Origin of the sequence: Halobaculum rarum (assembly GCF_040025155.1) — an archaeon.
Classification (GTDB): Archaea; Halobacteriota; Halobacteria; order Halobacteriales; family Haloferacaceae; genus Halobaculum; species Halobaculum rarum.
Window position 1 is genome coordinate 2,605,331 of sequence record NZ_CP157275.1, and the last position, 13,985, is coordinate 2,619,315.

The following is a 13,985-nucleotide window of genomic DNA, read 5'->3' on the forward strand; positions in this document are numbered from 1 at the left end:
CTCACTATCGACCGAAGGTATTTAGTCGATCTTGAGTTACTCGGAAAAGTGGAACAAAATCCATTCACCTATCTGAAAGGGGTTGGGTTGGTTCTCGCTCTGTTTTTCGCCCTCTATCCAGCGATCCTCATTGTTCAATTACTGACGAACACGGTTACAGAGTCTATTAGCCAAATAGCGATTCTCCTGTTCATGTCTGTTGTCGCGTGGGTCTGGATAATTCGTCTGTATCGGGCGTATCGCTCCGTTGGATTGAGGATGATGTCTTCTGAATAACGGTGCGGATACGTATGACCCACTGAGCGGTCAGTTCGCACACCTACTGAGCGGTTGTTTCACAGCCAATCAGGTGGTGAGAATCCCATATATGTGGTGAGTCACTTCGGTAAGTACAGACGCGACATGGTGTGTCTTAGCGTATTCGCGCAGAATACTTAACACAGCAGAAATTATGTCTTTAGATGATAGAATCACACGCTTCCTTCCCCCCCTTATGACCAACAGTCCGCCACAACTTGGTCACTGTCCAACCTGCGAGAATGAGATCTCGCAGGCATGGAAGCTCATTGAATACGAACAAACAGATGGAAGTATAGGTGTTTTTGCTGAGTGTCCGTCATGTGACAAAGTCGTAAAACCACAATAACACCAACCACTCCAACGTGAGGAAGCAAACTACTTCTCACCGGTATTGACCGCAAGCAGAATGGAATATGGCTCTACTGAGGATTTCAACAGAGCCGAGTAAATATACGTGGGTGGTATGTACGTATAGATACAATGAGCACCCTCCAACACAAACTCGAAACCCTCCCCAACGCAAGCACCGCCGCACCCTTCCACACCCACGCCATCGGTGATCAACTCCACCTCGTCACTACCAGCGGGAAAAACCTCATCGCAGAACTCGATCACACCCCCATGAGTGACGACCCCTACACCCCCACTGAACTTGAAATAAACCTCATCACCGGACACGCCCCAGACACCGGCGAATTCGCATTCGTAACAGTAGACCTTACCCTCGACGACACTCAGACAGTCATCGACAGCGAGATCACACTGTACGACACCGAGAACGGAGAACGCACACACTCCGGCCAACTCCACCACGCAGAATCCGCCAAAAACCCACTCTAACTCACCTCCGCCGTTCCTCTCGCCGCCCCCGCACATACTCTTCTAACTCCTCGCTCTCCGACGCGCACTCGATAAATCCCTCGAAAATCTCGGTGTTTCTCGATCTCCCTCCCCCTTCGACTCTGCGTCCATGCGCTCGACCCGCAGACCTACTTAGCGGAGCTTTTCAGTCTTCTATCTCTGTAACATCTCAGCGTCCCGGTAGAACCAGAGGCTCGTGAACCCTACGTACTGAGATCCTGTTGGAGAGGGATCCGCTGCTCGCAGCCTGACAGGAACCTCGTAGGAACGGATTGACCGCGGCGGTACATGGAGTATGTCAGGAGCTCCCAGTCCTTCTCACGCCGCGGTCTCCCTGAGATACACGCAGGTCCCCTATTGTTAGCAGTCTATTACGGTCGCTCAGTAAACAGTTCAATCGTTCCTGTTGGTAAGTACAGATGAAGGACTTACTGTTCAGTACGGGGGGACTCACGTACCGATCATCTCAGATATCACTAAGACGCCTTGTTCGATGGCGTCTGAATAGGTAGTTCGACGACGAAGACTGAACCGTTGGGATCGTTGTCTTCGACCCACACGTCGCCACCGAAGTGTTCGGTTAAGAGATGGACGAGATACAGACCGATCCCTGATCCTGGACTGTCTAATCCTTTTTCTCCTTTCCCGAAGATCTGTTCTTTCTGGTTGTCGGAGATGCCAGGTCCATTATCTGCAATCCGATAACGAACGGTATCTGGATCCTCTTCACAGCTAACGGTGATTTCAGGGGTTTCTTTGTCGTTGTGTCGGACCGCGTTTTCGAGGATATTTCGGAAGACCGACGAGAGCATCTCGTTTGCCTGTACCGACACGTCGGAGAGTTCACCCGATACCTGAAACTGAGCGTTCGGGAACGAATCTCGTACTGCAGCGAGTTCAGCGTCAAGAAGCACCTGTAGCTCGATTTCTTCCAATTCAGTGGTTTCATCTTCTGAGAGCGATTCAACGAAGTCGCGTGCGACCTCTGTGAATTGAATCACGTGCCGGGACTTCTGTAGAACTCGGTCCAGAGCGTCTTCCCCATCTTCATCGACATGATCTTTGAGGATCTCAGCCCATCCGAGAATTACGGCCATATCGTTCCGGATGTCGTGCCGCACCACGCGATTCAGGGCTTCAAGCTGTTCGGTTTTCACTTCGAGCCGCTGTCGATACGACTCACGCTCAGTTACGTCGGTAACTGTTACTAACTGGCCGGTCATCACCTCACCAGCTAAGAACGGCGTGCTCGATACATCATAGATTCGCACCTCGTCATCCTGCGTAATCGTCAGAACATCTTGTTTCGTAAGATGATCTGAAAGTGCGGTATTCACAGCGTCGAGAGGTTTGCCAAACGATTCCTCAAGGGCCGGGAAGAGTCTCCGAGCTGCTTGGTTGTAATCTCGAATACAGGTATCCTGATCGAGGAAGATCGCCGGGCTGTCCGACTCTCCGGTTAGTCGGATCGACTCAAACCGCTGCCTGTAGAAGAATAGCGTTCCAACGGCGAAGAGCGCCACACCAGGCGGCTCATACATTAACGGGAGCAGCCAGTCAACTTGGCCGCCAATAATCGTTGCAACAGCTGGAAGTCCGGAGAGCCCAACGAGAACTACCAGCGGACGACTGTCACTGCCAGTATGATAGAATCGCTCAATCAGTACGAAGAACCCGACAGCGATGGCGGCATATGACAGCCCTAAGACGATCCAGTAGAGCAGTCCGTGGTGGATGACGAGGTGGGGAAATGGCTCAGTGACCCATTCGGTCGTAAAATAGAGATTGTGGAGGGGATTCGTGACTTTGAGTGCGGTGAAAAAGAGGAACGTCCCGAGAATGAGATTCCGGAACGGGGCGTGTCGCGGTGGGCGGCCGGTATAGGCAGCACAGAAGTAGAGCCACGCACCAACGGCGACGAACGCAAAGACAAACCCGAGTATATAGAACGCGAGTTTTACCGACTGTGTCGGTGCGATAAGGTAGCCGAGATACCCACCTGACCAGAGAGCGACAGCACCGAGGAAGACAACGAGCCCTTCTCGCGTCCCCTGATGTTGGATCTTCCGTGCTTGTGGAATCGTCGCCACACACACAATTGCAGACAGCGCGAAAATTATGATGTGACCGATAAAGAGAGGCTCCATTACCACGATGAATTGCGGTTATTAGACTATCAGATAATTGTTTGGGAGATGCTCCAACGGAGGTCTATCTGACCTTCTCACGGTCAATAAGCGGTCCTACTTCATAGGTAGCTCAGGTTCTGCATGCTGTGGCTCTGCAGCCCACGTTCCGAGCTGGGTAGCAAGCACCATGACCGCTTCGTAATGCAGGGGTTTCGGCTTCTGAATGCTCTCTGGCCCGAGGTTGAGGTAGCGGTATGCAGAAATCTGCTCCGGTGGCATCCCCATTTCAACGATCAAGTGCTCGCTGATTGTGCTCAACAAGTCATGGAGGTGAATGAGTTCTTGTTTATGCATTGCGACACTCTCGCGGGTCGTCATCGAACGGTCGGTGAACCGGGGTCGTCAGTATTCGTTTCATTGTCTCTCCACGTTCTCAGTATGCCTGTGGCCCACAAAGTGAGAACTATCACATATACAGGTATTTTTGAATAGATGCTTCGCCGGAGAGAGGCGCCTCGCCAGCGATGGTACAGAGGATTCAGTATTCAACGCCACCGCTGAACTGACTACCGTGTTTTCTGGTCCCGCCTTCCGGGGTGCGTCCTGAACTGGCAAAGATATGTAACAAACCGAGATTTTCTGGTAATAACGTGTTTCTTGTTGACAGTCCACATAGCATGCATGGGCCATACACCAGCGTTCTACTACGATCCAGACGACGAGGAAACGCTAAGCACAGAAGTCGTAACTGCGATTGCGGAAGCTCACGACGAGGATGTGCTCGATCAAAAGTGGATCATCAGTAAGGACATCAACACGGACGCACTTGACGGGCTCTTCCAAAAACGAAAATTCAAGACGACACTCCAGTTTGAGGCGGATTCAACGACGGTTACTATCACTGCCAACAAGAACGGACATCCGATCATCAAAATCGAATCACACCGCTAAGTTCGCTATCCTACTGAGCGGCTGTTTCACACCAACTCAGGTGGTGAAAATCTGCCTCAATGTGGTGAGTCGCTTCGGTAAGTACAAGTCATTAACTGAGCTACCGTTTCGTGTTTCTCAACTCACCGGGAATAGGTTGTCTCACGACCACTCCGAAGCAATTTCAATAGTCTTATAATTTAATCTGATATGTCATTTATACATGCGGCCCTCCACAGACAACCTCGGCTTCGCCACGGGAAGCGACTCATCGACTCGGCGAGAGCAAGCCATTGCAGCCACTGAAGCTGTCGGTCTGACCATTGGGAGTGTGATTGCTGGGATCGGTGCCGTCTTGATCGTGGCTATTGCCACTCAAGCGACTGGTCTGCCGTCAACGGATGCGTTTCAAATTCTTCGATCACGGGCCATCCAAATCGGTTTTCTCGCCGTTGTACTCGTGTACCTCGCTATCAGAGAGTACCCTTCGAATTCGATTTCGTTCCGCGTCCCGTCGCTTCAGGGAGGAGTCTGGATTATCGCTATCCTCGTGTTGAGCGCGGGAGTTGGATTCGTTCTTGAGCCCTTCCTTGCGGCGGTCGGCATCGCTCAACCGACTTCATCCACCGGGCTGGCCATCAATAATTTCGGTACACGACCCCTCTTGTGGCTCGCCGTTTTTGTCGGTTGGTTCGTGTTTGCTGCGCCTGTAGAAGAACTTCTGTTTCGGGGGATCATTCAGGGGCGATTGCGGCAAACGTTTGACGTAGTACCGGGGATTCTTCTCGCTGCCGTCTGCTTCGGCCTGATGCACGTGCCAGTCGCTGCCCTGTCAACCGGAATGGAACCAGCTAGCGCTTTCATTGAGTCGTCCGTTGGTGGCGCAATCTTCGGCTTTGCGTACGAACGAACCGAGAACCTTCTGATTCCGTCCGTCGCTCATGCAATGTTGTGGACAAGTGCGTTTGTTCTGTGACTAGGAGTGCGAGTGACTTCGTCGAGTCCCCCAAAGTGAATCATAAAGCGATGGCTCTATTGAAACCCTCAGTAGTTGATATTTTTCTACATCTTCAATCGCTCAGTACAGGTCACAAGCTTACCGGTCGGTGGACGCCACAAAAATCGCGCTGGCGATAATCATACCACCGACGATGAAACCGGACAAAGTGACTAAAGTACCATATCCCCGTGCAGCGTTCGCGACCTCAGCAAGTAAGATCATGCAGAAGCCAAGTTGGACCACAATTATAAGCAGTAAATCGCGGACTGAAAGACTATGAGTTGCGGACGGCATTGGTGACAATTCCGTAAAGACGAACGAAGTTCTACCGATGTTCCGAGAGGGGTTCCTGCAGTAACTAGTGCTGTTACTCCCGTTCAATATGTAGTCCTGCGTAACGGCTTTTCTATCGTCAATAATGTCTGATCAGAAGGAGTTCAACAGAAACATATCAGAAACTTATTTATCTATAACCTTCACGTTCGAGGTTGCCGATGCCCTCCAGAAAGCCCCCTTACAGTCCGCTAGCTAGCGGTGGTCGCAGATCACATGCTACGTGGCTTCGAACAGATCTTGGGAAGCGTGTCGTTACGCTCGGGTTTTTGGCGACCAGTTCCATGTCTGCGCTTGTACGGTATCTTCGGATCCGTCTAGGGTCGGCGGCCCCACATCACGATGTTCAAACCACCTGGCGCCCGATCTCCGAAACCGTTGCGGCCGGAACACCATTGTACACCGGTGAGGCCATCGACAACAAGCCACCACTGTTCGAATATCTAAACCTAGTTGTCGCGGTGACCGACCGCTATCTACTCGTGTTTCTCTTGCTCGTGGCTGTCGCAAACGCCGCTATCGCAGTTGCACTGTGGCGATTCCACGCTCGGAAGGAACGACACTTGTGTGGGTTACTGGCGGGTATCTTCTTTTTGGCTACTGTCCCATTAGTGCATGCCCACGCAATCAACGTGCGATCCTTCTCGCTGGTCGCAGTTCTCGGCGCATTTGCTTTTTCGGGGCCGATAAAGTCTGGTAGCGCACTTGCTGTCGCAGGCTTGTTTTCACAGTATAGCTATCTGGCCATTCCCGTAATACTGCATGACCATATTTCCGAGGAAGAAAACCGGCATCAGATCCGGTTGAGTGGGCGATTCATCGGAGCTCTCGTGTGTGGGGTCGGTGTGGGTTATGCGAGTGTTAGTTTCATCTGGGGCTGGCAATCACTCACTGGGGCGCTTTACTGGTCCCTCGGCTTTGCACGGACGTATGTATTTGTTTGGGGGCCGTCACTGTGGACAAACCCCGGAACCTGGCTCGCCATGCATATGAGTGTCGCAGTCTGGTTGACGCCGCTATTGGCATTGGCCAGTGTTGGGGCCCTCACCGTAGCGAGAAAAGCACGTAGTTCCTCAAACACAAGGTTGTGGGGGTCTCGAGAGCTTTCACTTTGCCTTGTATTTGCCATCCCACTTCTAATTCGCTCACTACCGACTTACTGGCTCTATCCACTCCCATGGTTAGCCTCACTCGGTGCACTCGGGACGCTCACACTCATCCGCTCAGTGACGCCGATATCTTAGTCGATTGAATAATAGACTATTCGTTCAATACATACATGATCCCAACGGGTAACTCGGGTGCAGAGGAATCCTTCCATGTCAAACCACGAACAATATTTGACCCTTCATTACACTTACAGTAGATAGTAGCGCGGTTTCTTTATTCAGAATTGCCTGTGGCACTCGGGGTAATCACAGAGGGCACACCTATCGCCCACTACAGAAATCGCTTGATAGATATCAAAACGAATCTTAGAGGGCCGACTTTACGAGAACGGAAACGAGGATAACGAGTGCAGGGTCACGATTTGATGTCAGCCATCGCGTCATCCAGTGCAACCAGTAGTTCCTCGTTGCTTGGAAGGCCGTCCCACGAATATCGGTAGGTCGTTACGGTAGTTTCTGCTGATGTGGCAACTATCAGGTGAGGGGAAGGGGTAGCCTCACTCCGACCTTTCGTGTTAAACGTATCACGAAACGTGCTACTCTGTGTCCAATCACTCCACGTTGATTGAGCACTGTCTCCAAGAAGGGCGATAGCGCGGTCATCGGTAAGCCACGTCACCACTTGCTCAATATCGGCGTCGGGCTTCGCGTGTAACACGATTAGATCGGCATTCGACGGTGTCTCGACTGTTGGAACCTGATCGGGGACTCGCAGCCCGATATCAGTACTTCGATACAGCGGCGTATTTCTGAGGGACTGATACTGGGGCGTTTGCGAGGGTGAGGAAGTACTGTCGCCAGATGTTGAACAGCCAGCGAACATCGGGACTGAGACGGTGATACTGGTTTGTAGGACTCGGCGACGCGACAGTTCCATATGTGCTTCATAAGACGGTGTAGCGAAAAAAGCAGGGAAATACTAAAATACGCGGTTGACAAACGATGTAGCTACACCGCTTGGCTCGATTCTGCTCGTTGAGGAGGGATATGTATCCCTGAACGAACTGAGTTCAGCTCCCGATACAGTGCGACTCTGTTGGGAGCCTATGCTATTTGATCGGTTCTCGAACGCTCAGGTCGCACACCTACTGAGCGGCTGTTTCACACCGAATCAGATCGTAATAGCTCATCTTGACGTGGTGAGTAGTTTCGCTAAGAACAGGTACTTAGGCAACAGTCATTCTCCGTCTGAGGAACCCCACAAGAGGGATATTTTAGTAGACGAATCGTCTTCTATGGCCCGTGACACCATTGTTTCGTGGAAGACTTTCGCCCTCTTTGTTCTCTTCCCTCCACTCGCTATCATCGCAATCGTGTTCTTTCCGCTGACGCTGTATGTCCTCTTCTGGCTCTATTACCGGGGGAAGAATGAAGTGAGAATGGAGAGAACAATACCAGAATCTGGAGAGCCAGTCTTCGATAACTAGCACCCGTATTGACCGCCAGAGAATCTGCTAATCTACGGAGATCTTCAGAGAGTCATGCTGAATAGAACCGCAGAGTCCGCATCTCGATTTCTAAACCACATCAGTCACGAGAATAGCCCGGAATCGAGATCGTGTCGCGGGTGTCGTTCAAGTTAGCAAACACATCGCCTGCCCGCTTGACGACGGCTTCCAGCTGAAGCGTATCGCTTCCGACAGCGTCACCGAGCGTATTTACCGAGACTACTTCGAGATTATCGTGGGTCTGAGAGTGCGCTGTCAAACTGTAGAATCCCGGGCCGGTATCAAAGTCGTCCACAGTCACTGTGTCACCTGATTCTGGAAGGTCATAACTACCCCAAACGGGCCGCTCAGTAGACCCGTCACGTGGGGCATACACAAGCGTTACATCCATCTCCTCAGGTCGTTGCAGTCGTACTTGCAGGCGGGGGAAGATGACTTAGAAGAGGAGGATGTTGCAGAGTCGGCTCAGTAATTCGGAGGGTTGTCCGAACGGCGGCTTGTGGTGTGTGCGAAGTTGCCTTCGTCCCAGATGACGGGGTTTTCGATTCCTTCGGTGCGCTGTCCGATGTCTGAGTCGTAGGTCATATCGAAGAATGCGTACTCGGTGTCTGGGAATCCTTCATCCACTTGGTCATTCGTAGTGGGGATAGTGTAGAGGCTGTCTTGGTCGGGGATGTCTGGGATGTCGTCTACGTCGAGGCCGATTGTCCAGTGACCAACGTCGTTGAATTCGGCGTCGATGTAGCCGGGCATCACGTTCCACGGGTCATTCTGGAGGATGCAGGACATCATCATACTCTTTGAGGAGCAGTCTCCGTAGTGGTCGTAGAGGACAACAGTGGGGTTGGGGTCGTTAGCTTGTGGGATGTAGGGAATCATCTGAATCATGTCTCCAAGGACGGAAAGGCGTCCGTGCGTGCTGGTGACGCCGATGTCGGAGATGGCTTCGTGGGTTTTGGTTGCGAGTTCGCGGAAGTGGGTGATTTCGGTTGCGAAGTGGCATTCGTATCTGTGGCCGTAGGTGAACTTGTACTGGTAGCTCCCGTTCTTGAAGTCTCGTGCGGGTTTGTGTTTGACGTGGGCGGAGACGCCGAAGAGTTCGCCGTTGCGGGGAGTGCGGGTGACGAGGAAGACTGTGCGTTCGTCATCGCCATCTCGGGTTTCCACGTAGCCTGCGGGTTCACTACGTTTGTTCCCTCTGACGCCAGAGACACCACGCGGGGTTTTGCGGGTGAGGATGGTTTCTCCTTCTTTGATTTGATAGGTGTGGTTGAAGTTCTCTTGGTTGACCCAGTTGACGCCATTCTTGTGGGCGACGCCGACGAACTGGTGGCGCTTGAGGATGTATTCGTAGTCTTCGTTGAAGGAGGGGTCTACGGCGACGAGTTCGCAGATACTGCCTGCGCCTGTCGGGAGGTTGATGTTGGTGAGGTCGAACTCGACTTCGTGGTTCTCATAGGAGTCAGGGTCGGTTTCCGAGAGGTGCTGGGTGTCAGACTTGAAGGTGCCGTAGGTATCGCGGACGTAGAGGCGGAGGTCAATTTTCCGTTCGACGTTTGTCGCGTCGAGGGTGGCGGTTGCGGTATCCTCGTCGTCGATGGTGATGTTGAAGATAGTGTTGTCCTTGTGGTTGATGGCCATATCTCCGGGGACGGGGCGTTCGTCGGCGGTGTCGAGGTTGTAGATGTTATAATTGATGTTCGGTGCTTGGAAGGAGAGGGCAGGGGCGGGGGGTTCGTTGGGATCGTCGTCTGACTCGGTATTCTCGTCGGTCGAGTCCGAGTAGTCCGGGCCCTCGCGATTGGCGCCACTAGTCTCCGATTGTCCACAGCCAGCGATGGCTGCCGTGAGGCTGACGGCACCCAGTTGGATGAGGCGACGGCGAGTGCGGCCCGACTGATTCATGCGCAGGAGATACCAGTACGGCGTAAAGTCCTTTCCTTCGTTACGAGACGAACACTGCTGTCCGCCGACGCTGACAACCACGGCCAACTTCTGCACTCCCACTCGACAGTGTTCTCGGAAGTGAACTTGTTACGCTGTCGGTGTCAGCTCCCACGTCCACTGCCCGTCACTCTTCGCCGTGCGTTCCGAACTGCTGACGAGCGTCCTCGGCACTCATAGTCCGCCCTTCGCGGATATCCTCCTCCGCTTCGAGTAGCGCAACGAGTTCATCACGGTCGAAGGCAGGGAACTCGATCGCATCACGGAGCGTGTACCGGATGAACTCGCTCCGACTGTTGAAGCCCCGTCCCTGCCACGTACCGTCTATCTCGTTGAGAAACGACTGGGTGACTTTGAAATTCACCGTGACGATCTCGTCGTCGCCGTTGTTCCCGGTACTTGCTCCAGACATACAGACGTAATACGCAGGTGATTCCGATAATCGTTTCGACGGGAAAGGGAAACCCACTATGGATACTCACGAGATTAGGGACTATTCTGGACTCATGGGTGCCGTAATCAGCCGGTAAAAGGTCTAACACGCACTCACATATAAATAATAAACGCCCGAGTGATCGGGAGCCTAGTCTACGGGCCAGTAGTGGCCCAGTCGCCATCGGTGGCGGTTTCCAATTGTATCACCTCCGATTATTTGCATGTATTCGATACTAGTAGAAATATCGGTATTGAAGAGTGTGGGTGTTAATCGATGCAGGAGACTCAAGTACCGCTTAGCCGCTGGAACTGCTCAACATCTGTGAAGAGAGCTAAGCGAGACACAGAAGACGACTTCAGTGTAGAATAGTTTTAAAAATGCCAGACAGAGATGATCAGTGTATGTTGGAAAACAAACTCCCTCGTGCTGTCGTGTTCTTCGTGGTTGCGTTCGGCGTCCCTGTTCTCCTAAATCTGTTCACTGGCGGGAACTTTGATCGAGGCGTCCAGATTGGCGTAGTCATGGGAATAATATTCGCAGCGATGAGCCAATTCTTCGAGCCAGCGGCAAGTTAGGTGCCTAGTTTGGCATAAGGACTATCGATACGGCTCTGTTGAAATCGTCAGCAGGTGATAGTTTTCCACTCTCAATCGCTCACTATAGGACCCGTCTCAATCACGAGAACCCGCCGACGCTCCGGTCGTCCGAATCGAGAAATTTGGCGAGACTCCATGCTATCCCGAGGCAGACGACGAGGACCCCAGAGAGGACGACGAGGAGTGAAAATAGCATCCCGAAGAACGCATTCGCAAAGACGCTCGTGACGAATGCGACGCCGCCGACGACGAGTACCAAGCTACCCGTCTTTAGCACTCTCCGGGGATGAGATCCCGTCTTGGACGGATCGCTGTTCCCAATCATCGATGGGAGCGCGATTCCGAATCCAGCAACGCCCATCGAGAGAATGGCCAACGCGCTCCACAGCAATAATGCACCACCGGAGACGAATCCCTCGCCGTCGGCTGCCGCCGATAGAATTGTCAGGAACCCTCGGACCGCAAGCGCGAAGACTCCGACGCCAACACTGACGAGGACGAACCGGACCGCGAGAATCCCCCCTCGCTTCACCGTCGTAGACATGTACTGAAGTGACGCGTACTCCTACAAGGTCTTTCTCGTTGATTCCACCTATATCCGCTTGCGCCTCCATTTGGAGACCGAAGCGCACCGAGTGTGATTCACGTGGTCTCTATGTTCCGGGTGAGGGGTTGTGCCTCTGTTAGGTATGCAACCCAATTTCCCGGCTGTTTCACTCCAGATTAGCTGGTGAGAACCCGCCTTGATGTGGCGAGTCGCTTCGGTAAGTACACGTGTTACGTTCCACGTATCGCAGTCCAGGTTGCACTTGTTTCGACAGGGTTCTCGAACGTGAGACGTGCGACTTCTGGTGAGGAATCGTCGTCGCTACCTGCGGGGAGGTACTGGAACTCTATCGGCTCCCCTTCGGTCCCGAGTTGGGCCGCCAAGGTAACTATGTCGCCGCGCTCGGCGGTGATGAATTCGCGCCTGACGACCGTCTCTCCGCTGGCAACGGAGGCATCGAGTGCCGCGTCGTACTTGCCTGTAGAGACGGTCACTGAGACGTTAACGGCTGTCTCTCCCTTGTTCTCGACGAGGAGCGTTCCACCCGGATACTCCGGATTCTCGCTCTCATTCCCGGACGGGAGGAGTCCCGCACAGCCTGCGAGAGATGCGCTCCCGAGAACAGCACTCATCCCACCGACGTACTGTCTTCTGTCCATTAATCCAGCATTTGGGCCGGGCGAACAAGTGCCTTCTGTTACATCTACACACCTACTGAGCGGTTGTTTCACACCGAAATAGGTGAGGAGAACCTGCCTCGATGTGGTGAGCAGATTCGGTAAGTACAGGTATTGCAGCGAGCAAGGCAACCCATCGGGAAAATTAAACAGTTTGCTGGTAGCAGGAGGTGTATGTCCCTGTCAAGAGATGTCCTCCTGTTCAGTATTGTGTTGATGCTCTGGGCAGTCCAAATTGAAGCCAGCGGATACGGTACCTCGGATACTATCGTTCTCGCTTCACTTGGGATTGGGCTGATTGGACTTATTGGAAGTTTCTTCTCGTCGCTGAGCGCTGTGAGTCAGAGACCAGAATCCGGCTCCTCCGAGTGATACACAGGCTGTCCATATTGACCGTTAAACACATCCCAGCACTATCCGAAAACGACATATGAGTATTCTATGGCAAGTTGGATACGTTACAGCTACAATCCTCGGTATTGCCTACGTTTCCATTCCTCGGAAAGTTCATAGATTCGGCTTTGAGTTCCTTCGGCACTCATCATCCAATCAATCTGAAAAGTCCAATCCTCCTAGCTGGCTTTTTCGAGGATTCGGTGTGTCTCTTCTAATCATCGGCATAACAGGATTACTCTAAGCGGGATTTGTTGAAATTCTCTGGTCGTCTTGGGATTTTCTGAGACGCCATTTTCGCAGCGGATCCGCGAATTCGGTGGGAAGGGTGGCCCTCCACTCTATCAGCTGCAGAATTTCAACAGAGCCTCCGAGATCCCATTCTCATGTAACTGCGCTTTCCTCTGTGCCCGAGCTGCGGATTTCTCGCCATCGCAGACCGGCACCGATACCGACAAGGAACAATCCAGCAGCGAGAATCACGATACCGATCTCACCTGTCCCCGAGACAGTATTTGAAACCTGTAACAGGCTGTACGCTAGCCAGAACGAACCCATACACACCACCATATAGACCTGTTCGCGCGACCGATTGCCGCTCACGTATTGATACACGGCGACTCCAAGAACAACCAACCAGGCGGCTCCAAGAACCATACCGAGTGTCGAATCCGGAATACCGAGCACTGCGGGGAGGGCCATACAGAATCGTCAACTGGGACTGACAAGCAAGTTTTGGTGAGAGATAGAGAACCAGTTTAGTAGAACGTGTTTTATCGTAAACTCTCAAATAGAGAGCATTCGAGCAAGCTCCCTCCAGAGAGTGAAGAAATTCATCTCTCGGCGTAAATGGTGGATCTTTGTAGGTGGTCTCTGTAACGTGAGTACGCTGCTCACATCATCGTCCCGATTGCCATACCGATTGTAGTACAAATCGCCAAGAGAAGTGCCTGTCTCACGGAAATACGGTCGGTGAAGAAGCTAGCAGTGAGGCCGACGACAGCAGCAGCAACGAAACTGTAAGTGATGACTGCCGGCAAAGGGAGGGCCATGGGTACGCCTTGATACTGGCTGTCTCCTGAATAACCTTCGGTCAATCTGCACACCTACTGAACGGCTGTTTCAGACCAAATCAGGTGGTGAGAACCCGCCTCAATACCGTGGATCGCTTCGGAAAGGACAGATGACACCGGTACCACCGCAATCACCGTTCTACCTATTA

12 protein-coding genes are annotated in these 13,985 nt (G+C 52.5%); 4 read left to right on the forward strand and 8 right to left on the reverse strand.

Annotation, left to right across the window (positions count from 1 at the left end; translation table 11 throughout):
* The first annotated feature begins 780 nt into the window (after positions 1 to 780).
* Positions 781 to 1,140: a hypothetical protein gene (locus tag ABJD39_RS13360; RefSeq protein ID WP_348609625.1), complete on the forward strand. Its 360-nt coding sequence runs from the start codon at positions 781 to 783 to the stop codon at positions 1,138 to 1,140.
* Positions 1,141 to 1,637: 497 nt separating this feature from the next.
* Here ABJD39_RS13360 and ABJD39_RS13365 read toward each other — a convergent pair whose 3' ends face one another.
* Positions 1,638 to 3,308 carry a histidine kinase N-terminal 7TM domain-containing protein gene (locus tag ABJD39_RS13365; RefSeq protein ID WP_348613651.1) on the reverse strand — a complete coding sequence of 557 codons (1,671 nt, stop codon included), beginning with the start codon at positions 3,306 to 3,308 and terminating at the stop codon, positions 1,638 to 1,640.
* A gap of 96 nt (positions 3,309 to 3,404) precedes the next feature.
* Positions 3,405 to 3,668 (reverse strand): UPF0058 family protein, encoded by a 264-nt coding sequence (locus ABJD39_RS13370; RefSeq protein ID WP_348609628.1) that lies wholly within the window; start codon positions 3,666 to 3,668, stop codon positions 3,405 to 3,407.
* A 303-nt stretch (positions 3,669 to 3,971) separates the two neighbouring features.
* On the opposite strand from ABJD39_RS13370, the gene ABJD39_RS13375 reads away from it, so the two are divergent.
* The 3 genes from ABJD39_RS13375 (at position 3,972) to ABJD39_RS13385 (ending at position 8,149) form a co-directional block, all read left to right on the forward strand.
* Positions 3,972 to 4,241 (forward strand): HalOD1 output domain-containing protein, encoded by a 270-nt coding sequence (locus ABJD39_RS13375; RefSeq protein WP_348609631.1) that lies wholly within the window; start codon positions 3,972 to 3,974, stop codon positions 4,239 to 4,241.
* Between the two features lie 202 nt (positions 4,242 to 4,443).
* The gene (locus ABJD39_RS13380; RefSeq protein ID WP_348609634.1) at positions 4,444 to 5,196 is read left to right on the forward strand and encodes a CPBP family intramembrane glutamic endopeptidase; all 753 of its coding nucleotides are present in this window, start codon (positions 4,444 to 4,446) and stop codon (positions 5,194 to 5,196) included.
* A 2,761-nt stretch (positions 5,197 to 7,957) separates the two neighbouring features.
* Positions 7,958 to 8,149: a hypothetical protein gene (locus ABJD39_RS13385; protein WP_348609637.1), complete on the forward strand. Its 192-nt coding sequence runs from the start codon at positions 7,958 to 7,960 to the stop codon at positions 8,147 to 8,149.
* Positions 8,150 to 8,249: 100 nt separating this feature from the next.
* Here ABJD39_RS13385 and ABJD39_RS13390 read toward each other — a convergent pair whose 3' ends face one another.
* The 6 genes from ABJD39_RS13390 to ABJD39_RS13415 all read right to left on the reverse strand — a co-directional run bounded on the left by ABJD39_RS13390 (position 8,250) and on the right by ABJD39_RS13415 (position 13,465).
* A complete protein-coding gene (locus tag ABJD39_RS13390) occupies positions 8,250 to 8,471 on the reverse strand; it encodes a hypothetical protein (RefSeq protein ID WP_348609640.1) in 222 nt (73 codons plus the stop codon).
* A 164-nt stretch (positions 8,472 to 8,635) separates the two neighbouring features.
* Positions 8,636 to 10,075 carry a hypothetical protein gene (locus ABJD39_RS13395; RefSeq protein ID WP_348609642.1) on the reverse strand — a complete coding sequence of 480 codons (1,440 nt, stop codon included), beginning with the start codon at positions 10,073 to 10,075 and terminating at the stop codon, positions 8,636 to 8,638.
* Between the two features lie 166 nt (positions 10,076 to 10,241).
* Positions 10,242 to 10,526: a ribbon-helix-helix domain-containing protein gene (locus ABJD39_RS13400; RefSeq protein ID WP_348609644.1), complete on the reverse strand. Its 285-nt coding sequence runs from the start codon at positions 10,524 to 10,526 to the stop codon at positions 10,242 to 10,244.
* Between the two features lie 699 nt (positions 10,527 to 11,225).
* Positions 11,226 to 11,690 carry a hypothetical protein gene (locus ABJD39_RS13405; protein WP_348609646.1) on the reverse strand — a complete coding sequence of 155 codons (465 nt, stop codon included), beginning with the start codon at positions 11,688 to 11,690 and terminating at the stop codon, positions 11,226 to 11,228.
* A 233-nt stretch (positions 11,691 to 11,923) separates the two neighbouring features.
* The gene (locus ABJD39_RS13410) at positions 11,924 to 12,352 is read right to left on the reverse strand and encodes a hypothetical protein (RefSeq protein WP_348609649.1); all 429 of its coding nucleotides are present in this window, start codon (positions 12,350 to 12,352) and stop codon (positions 11,924 to 11,926) included.
* A gap of 795 nt (positions 12,353 to 13,147) precedes the next feature.
* Entirely contained in the window at positions 13,148 to 13,465 is a 318-nt protein-coding gene (locus ABJD39_RS13415; RefSeq protein WP_348609652.1) for a hypothetical protein, read from the reverse strand.
* Positions 13,466 to 13,985 lie beyond the last annotated feature (520 nt).

Excerpts from the sequence above, each read along its gene's own strand:
- ABJD39_RS13365 (WP_348613651.1), bottom strand. The coding sequence starts at position 3,308 with ATGGAGCCTCTCTTTATCGGTCACATCATAATTTTCGCGCTGTCTGCA.
- ABJD39_RS13395 (WP_348609642.1), bottom strand. The coding sequence starts at position 10,075 with ATGAATCAGTCGGGCCGCACTCGCCGTCGCCTCATCCAACTGGGTGCC.
- ABJD39_RS13380 (WP_348609634.1), top strand. The coding sequence starts at position 4,444 with ATGCGGCCCTCCACAGACAACCTCGGCTTCGCCACGGGAAGCGACTCA.
- ABJD39_RS13385 (WP_348609637.1), top strand. The coding sequence starts at position 7,958 with ATGGCCCGTGACACCATTGTTTCGTGGAAGACTTTCGCCCTCTTTGTT.
- ABJD39_RS13360 (WP_348609625.1), top strand. The coding sequence starts at position 781 with ATGAGCACCCTCCAACACAAACTCGAAACCCTCCCCAACGCAAGCACC.
- ABJD39_RS13400 (WP_348609644.1), bottom strand. The coding sequence starts at position 10,526 with ATGTCTGGAGCAAGTACCGGGAACAACGGCGACGACGAGATCGTCACG.
- ABJD39_RS13415 (WP_348609652.1), bottom strand. The coding sequence starts at position 13,465 with ATGGCCCTCCCCGCAGTGCTCGGTATTCCGGATTCGACACTCGGTATG.
- ABJD39_RS13405 (WP_348609646.1), bottom strand. The coding sequence starts at position 11,690 with ATGTCTACGACGGTGAAGCGAGGGGGGATTCTCGCGGTCCGGTTCGTC.
- ABJD39_RS13375 (WP_348609631.1), top strand. The coding sequence starts at position 3,972 with ATGGGCCATACACCAGCGTTCTACTACGATCCAGACGACGAGGAAACG.
- ABJD39_RS13370 (WP_348609628.1), bottom strand. The coding sequence starts at position 3,668 with ATGACGACCCGCGAGAGTGTCGCAATGCATAAACAAGAACTCATTCAC.
- ABJD39_RS13410 (WP_348609649.1), bottom strand. The coding sequence starts at position 12,352 with ATGGACAGAAGACAGTACGTCGGTGGGATGAGTGCTGTTCTCGGGAGC.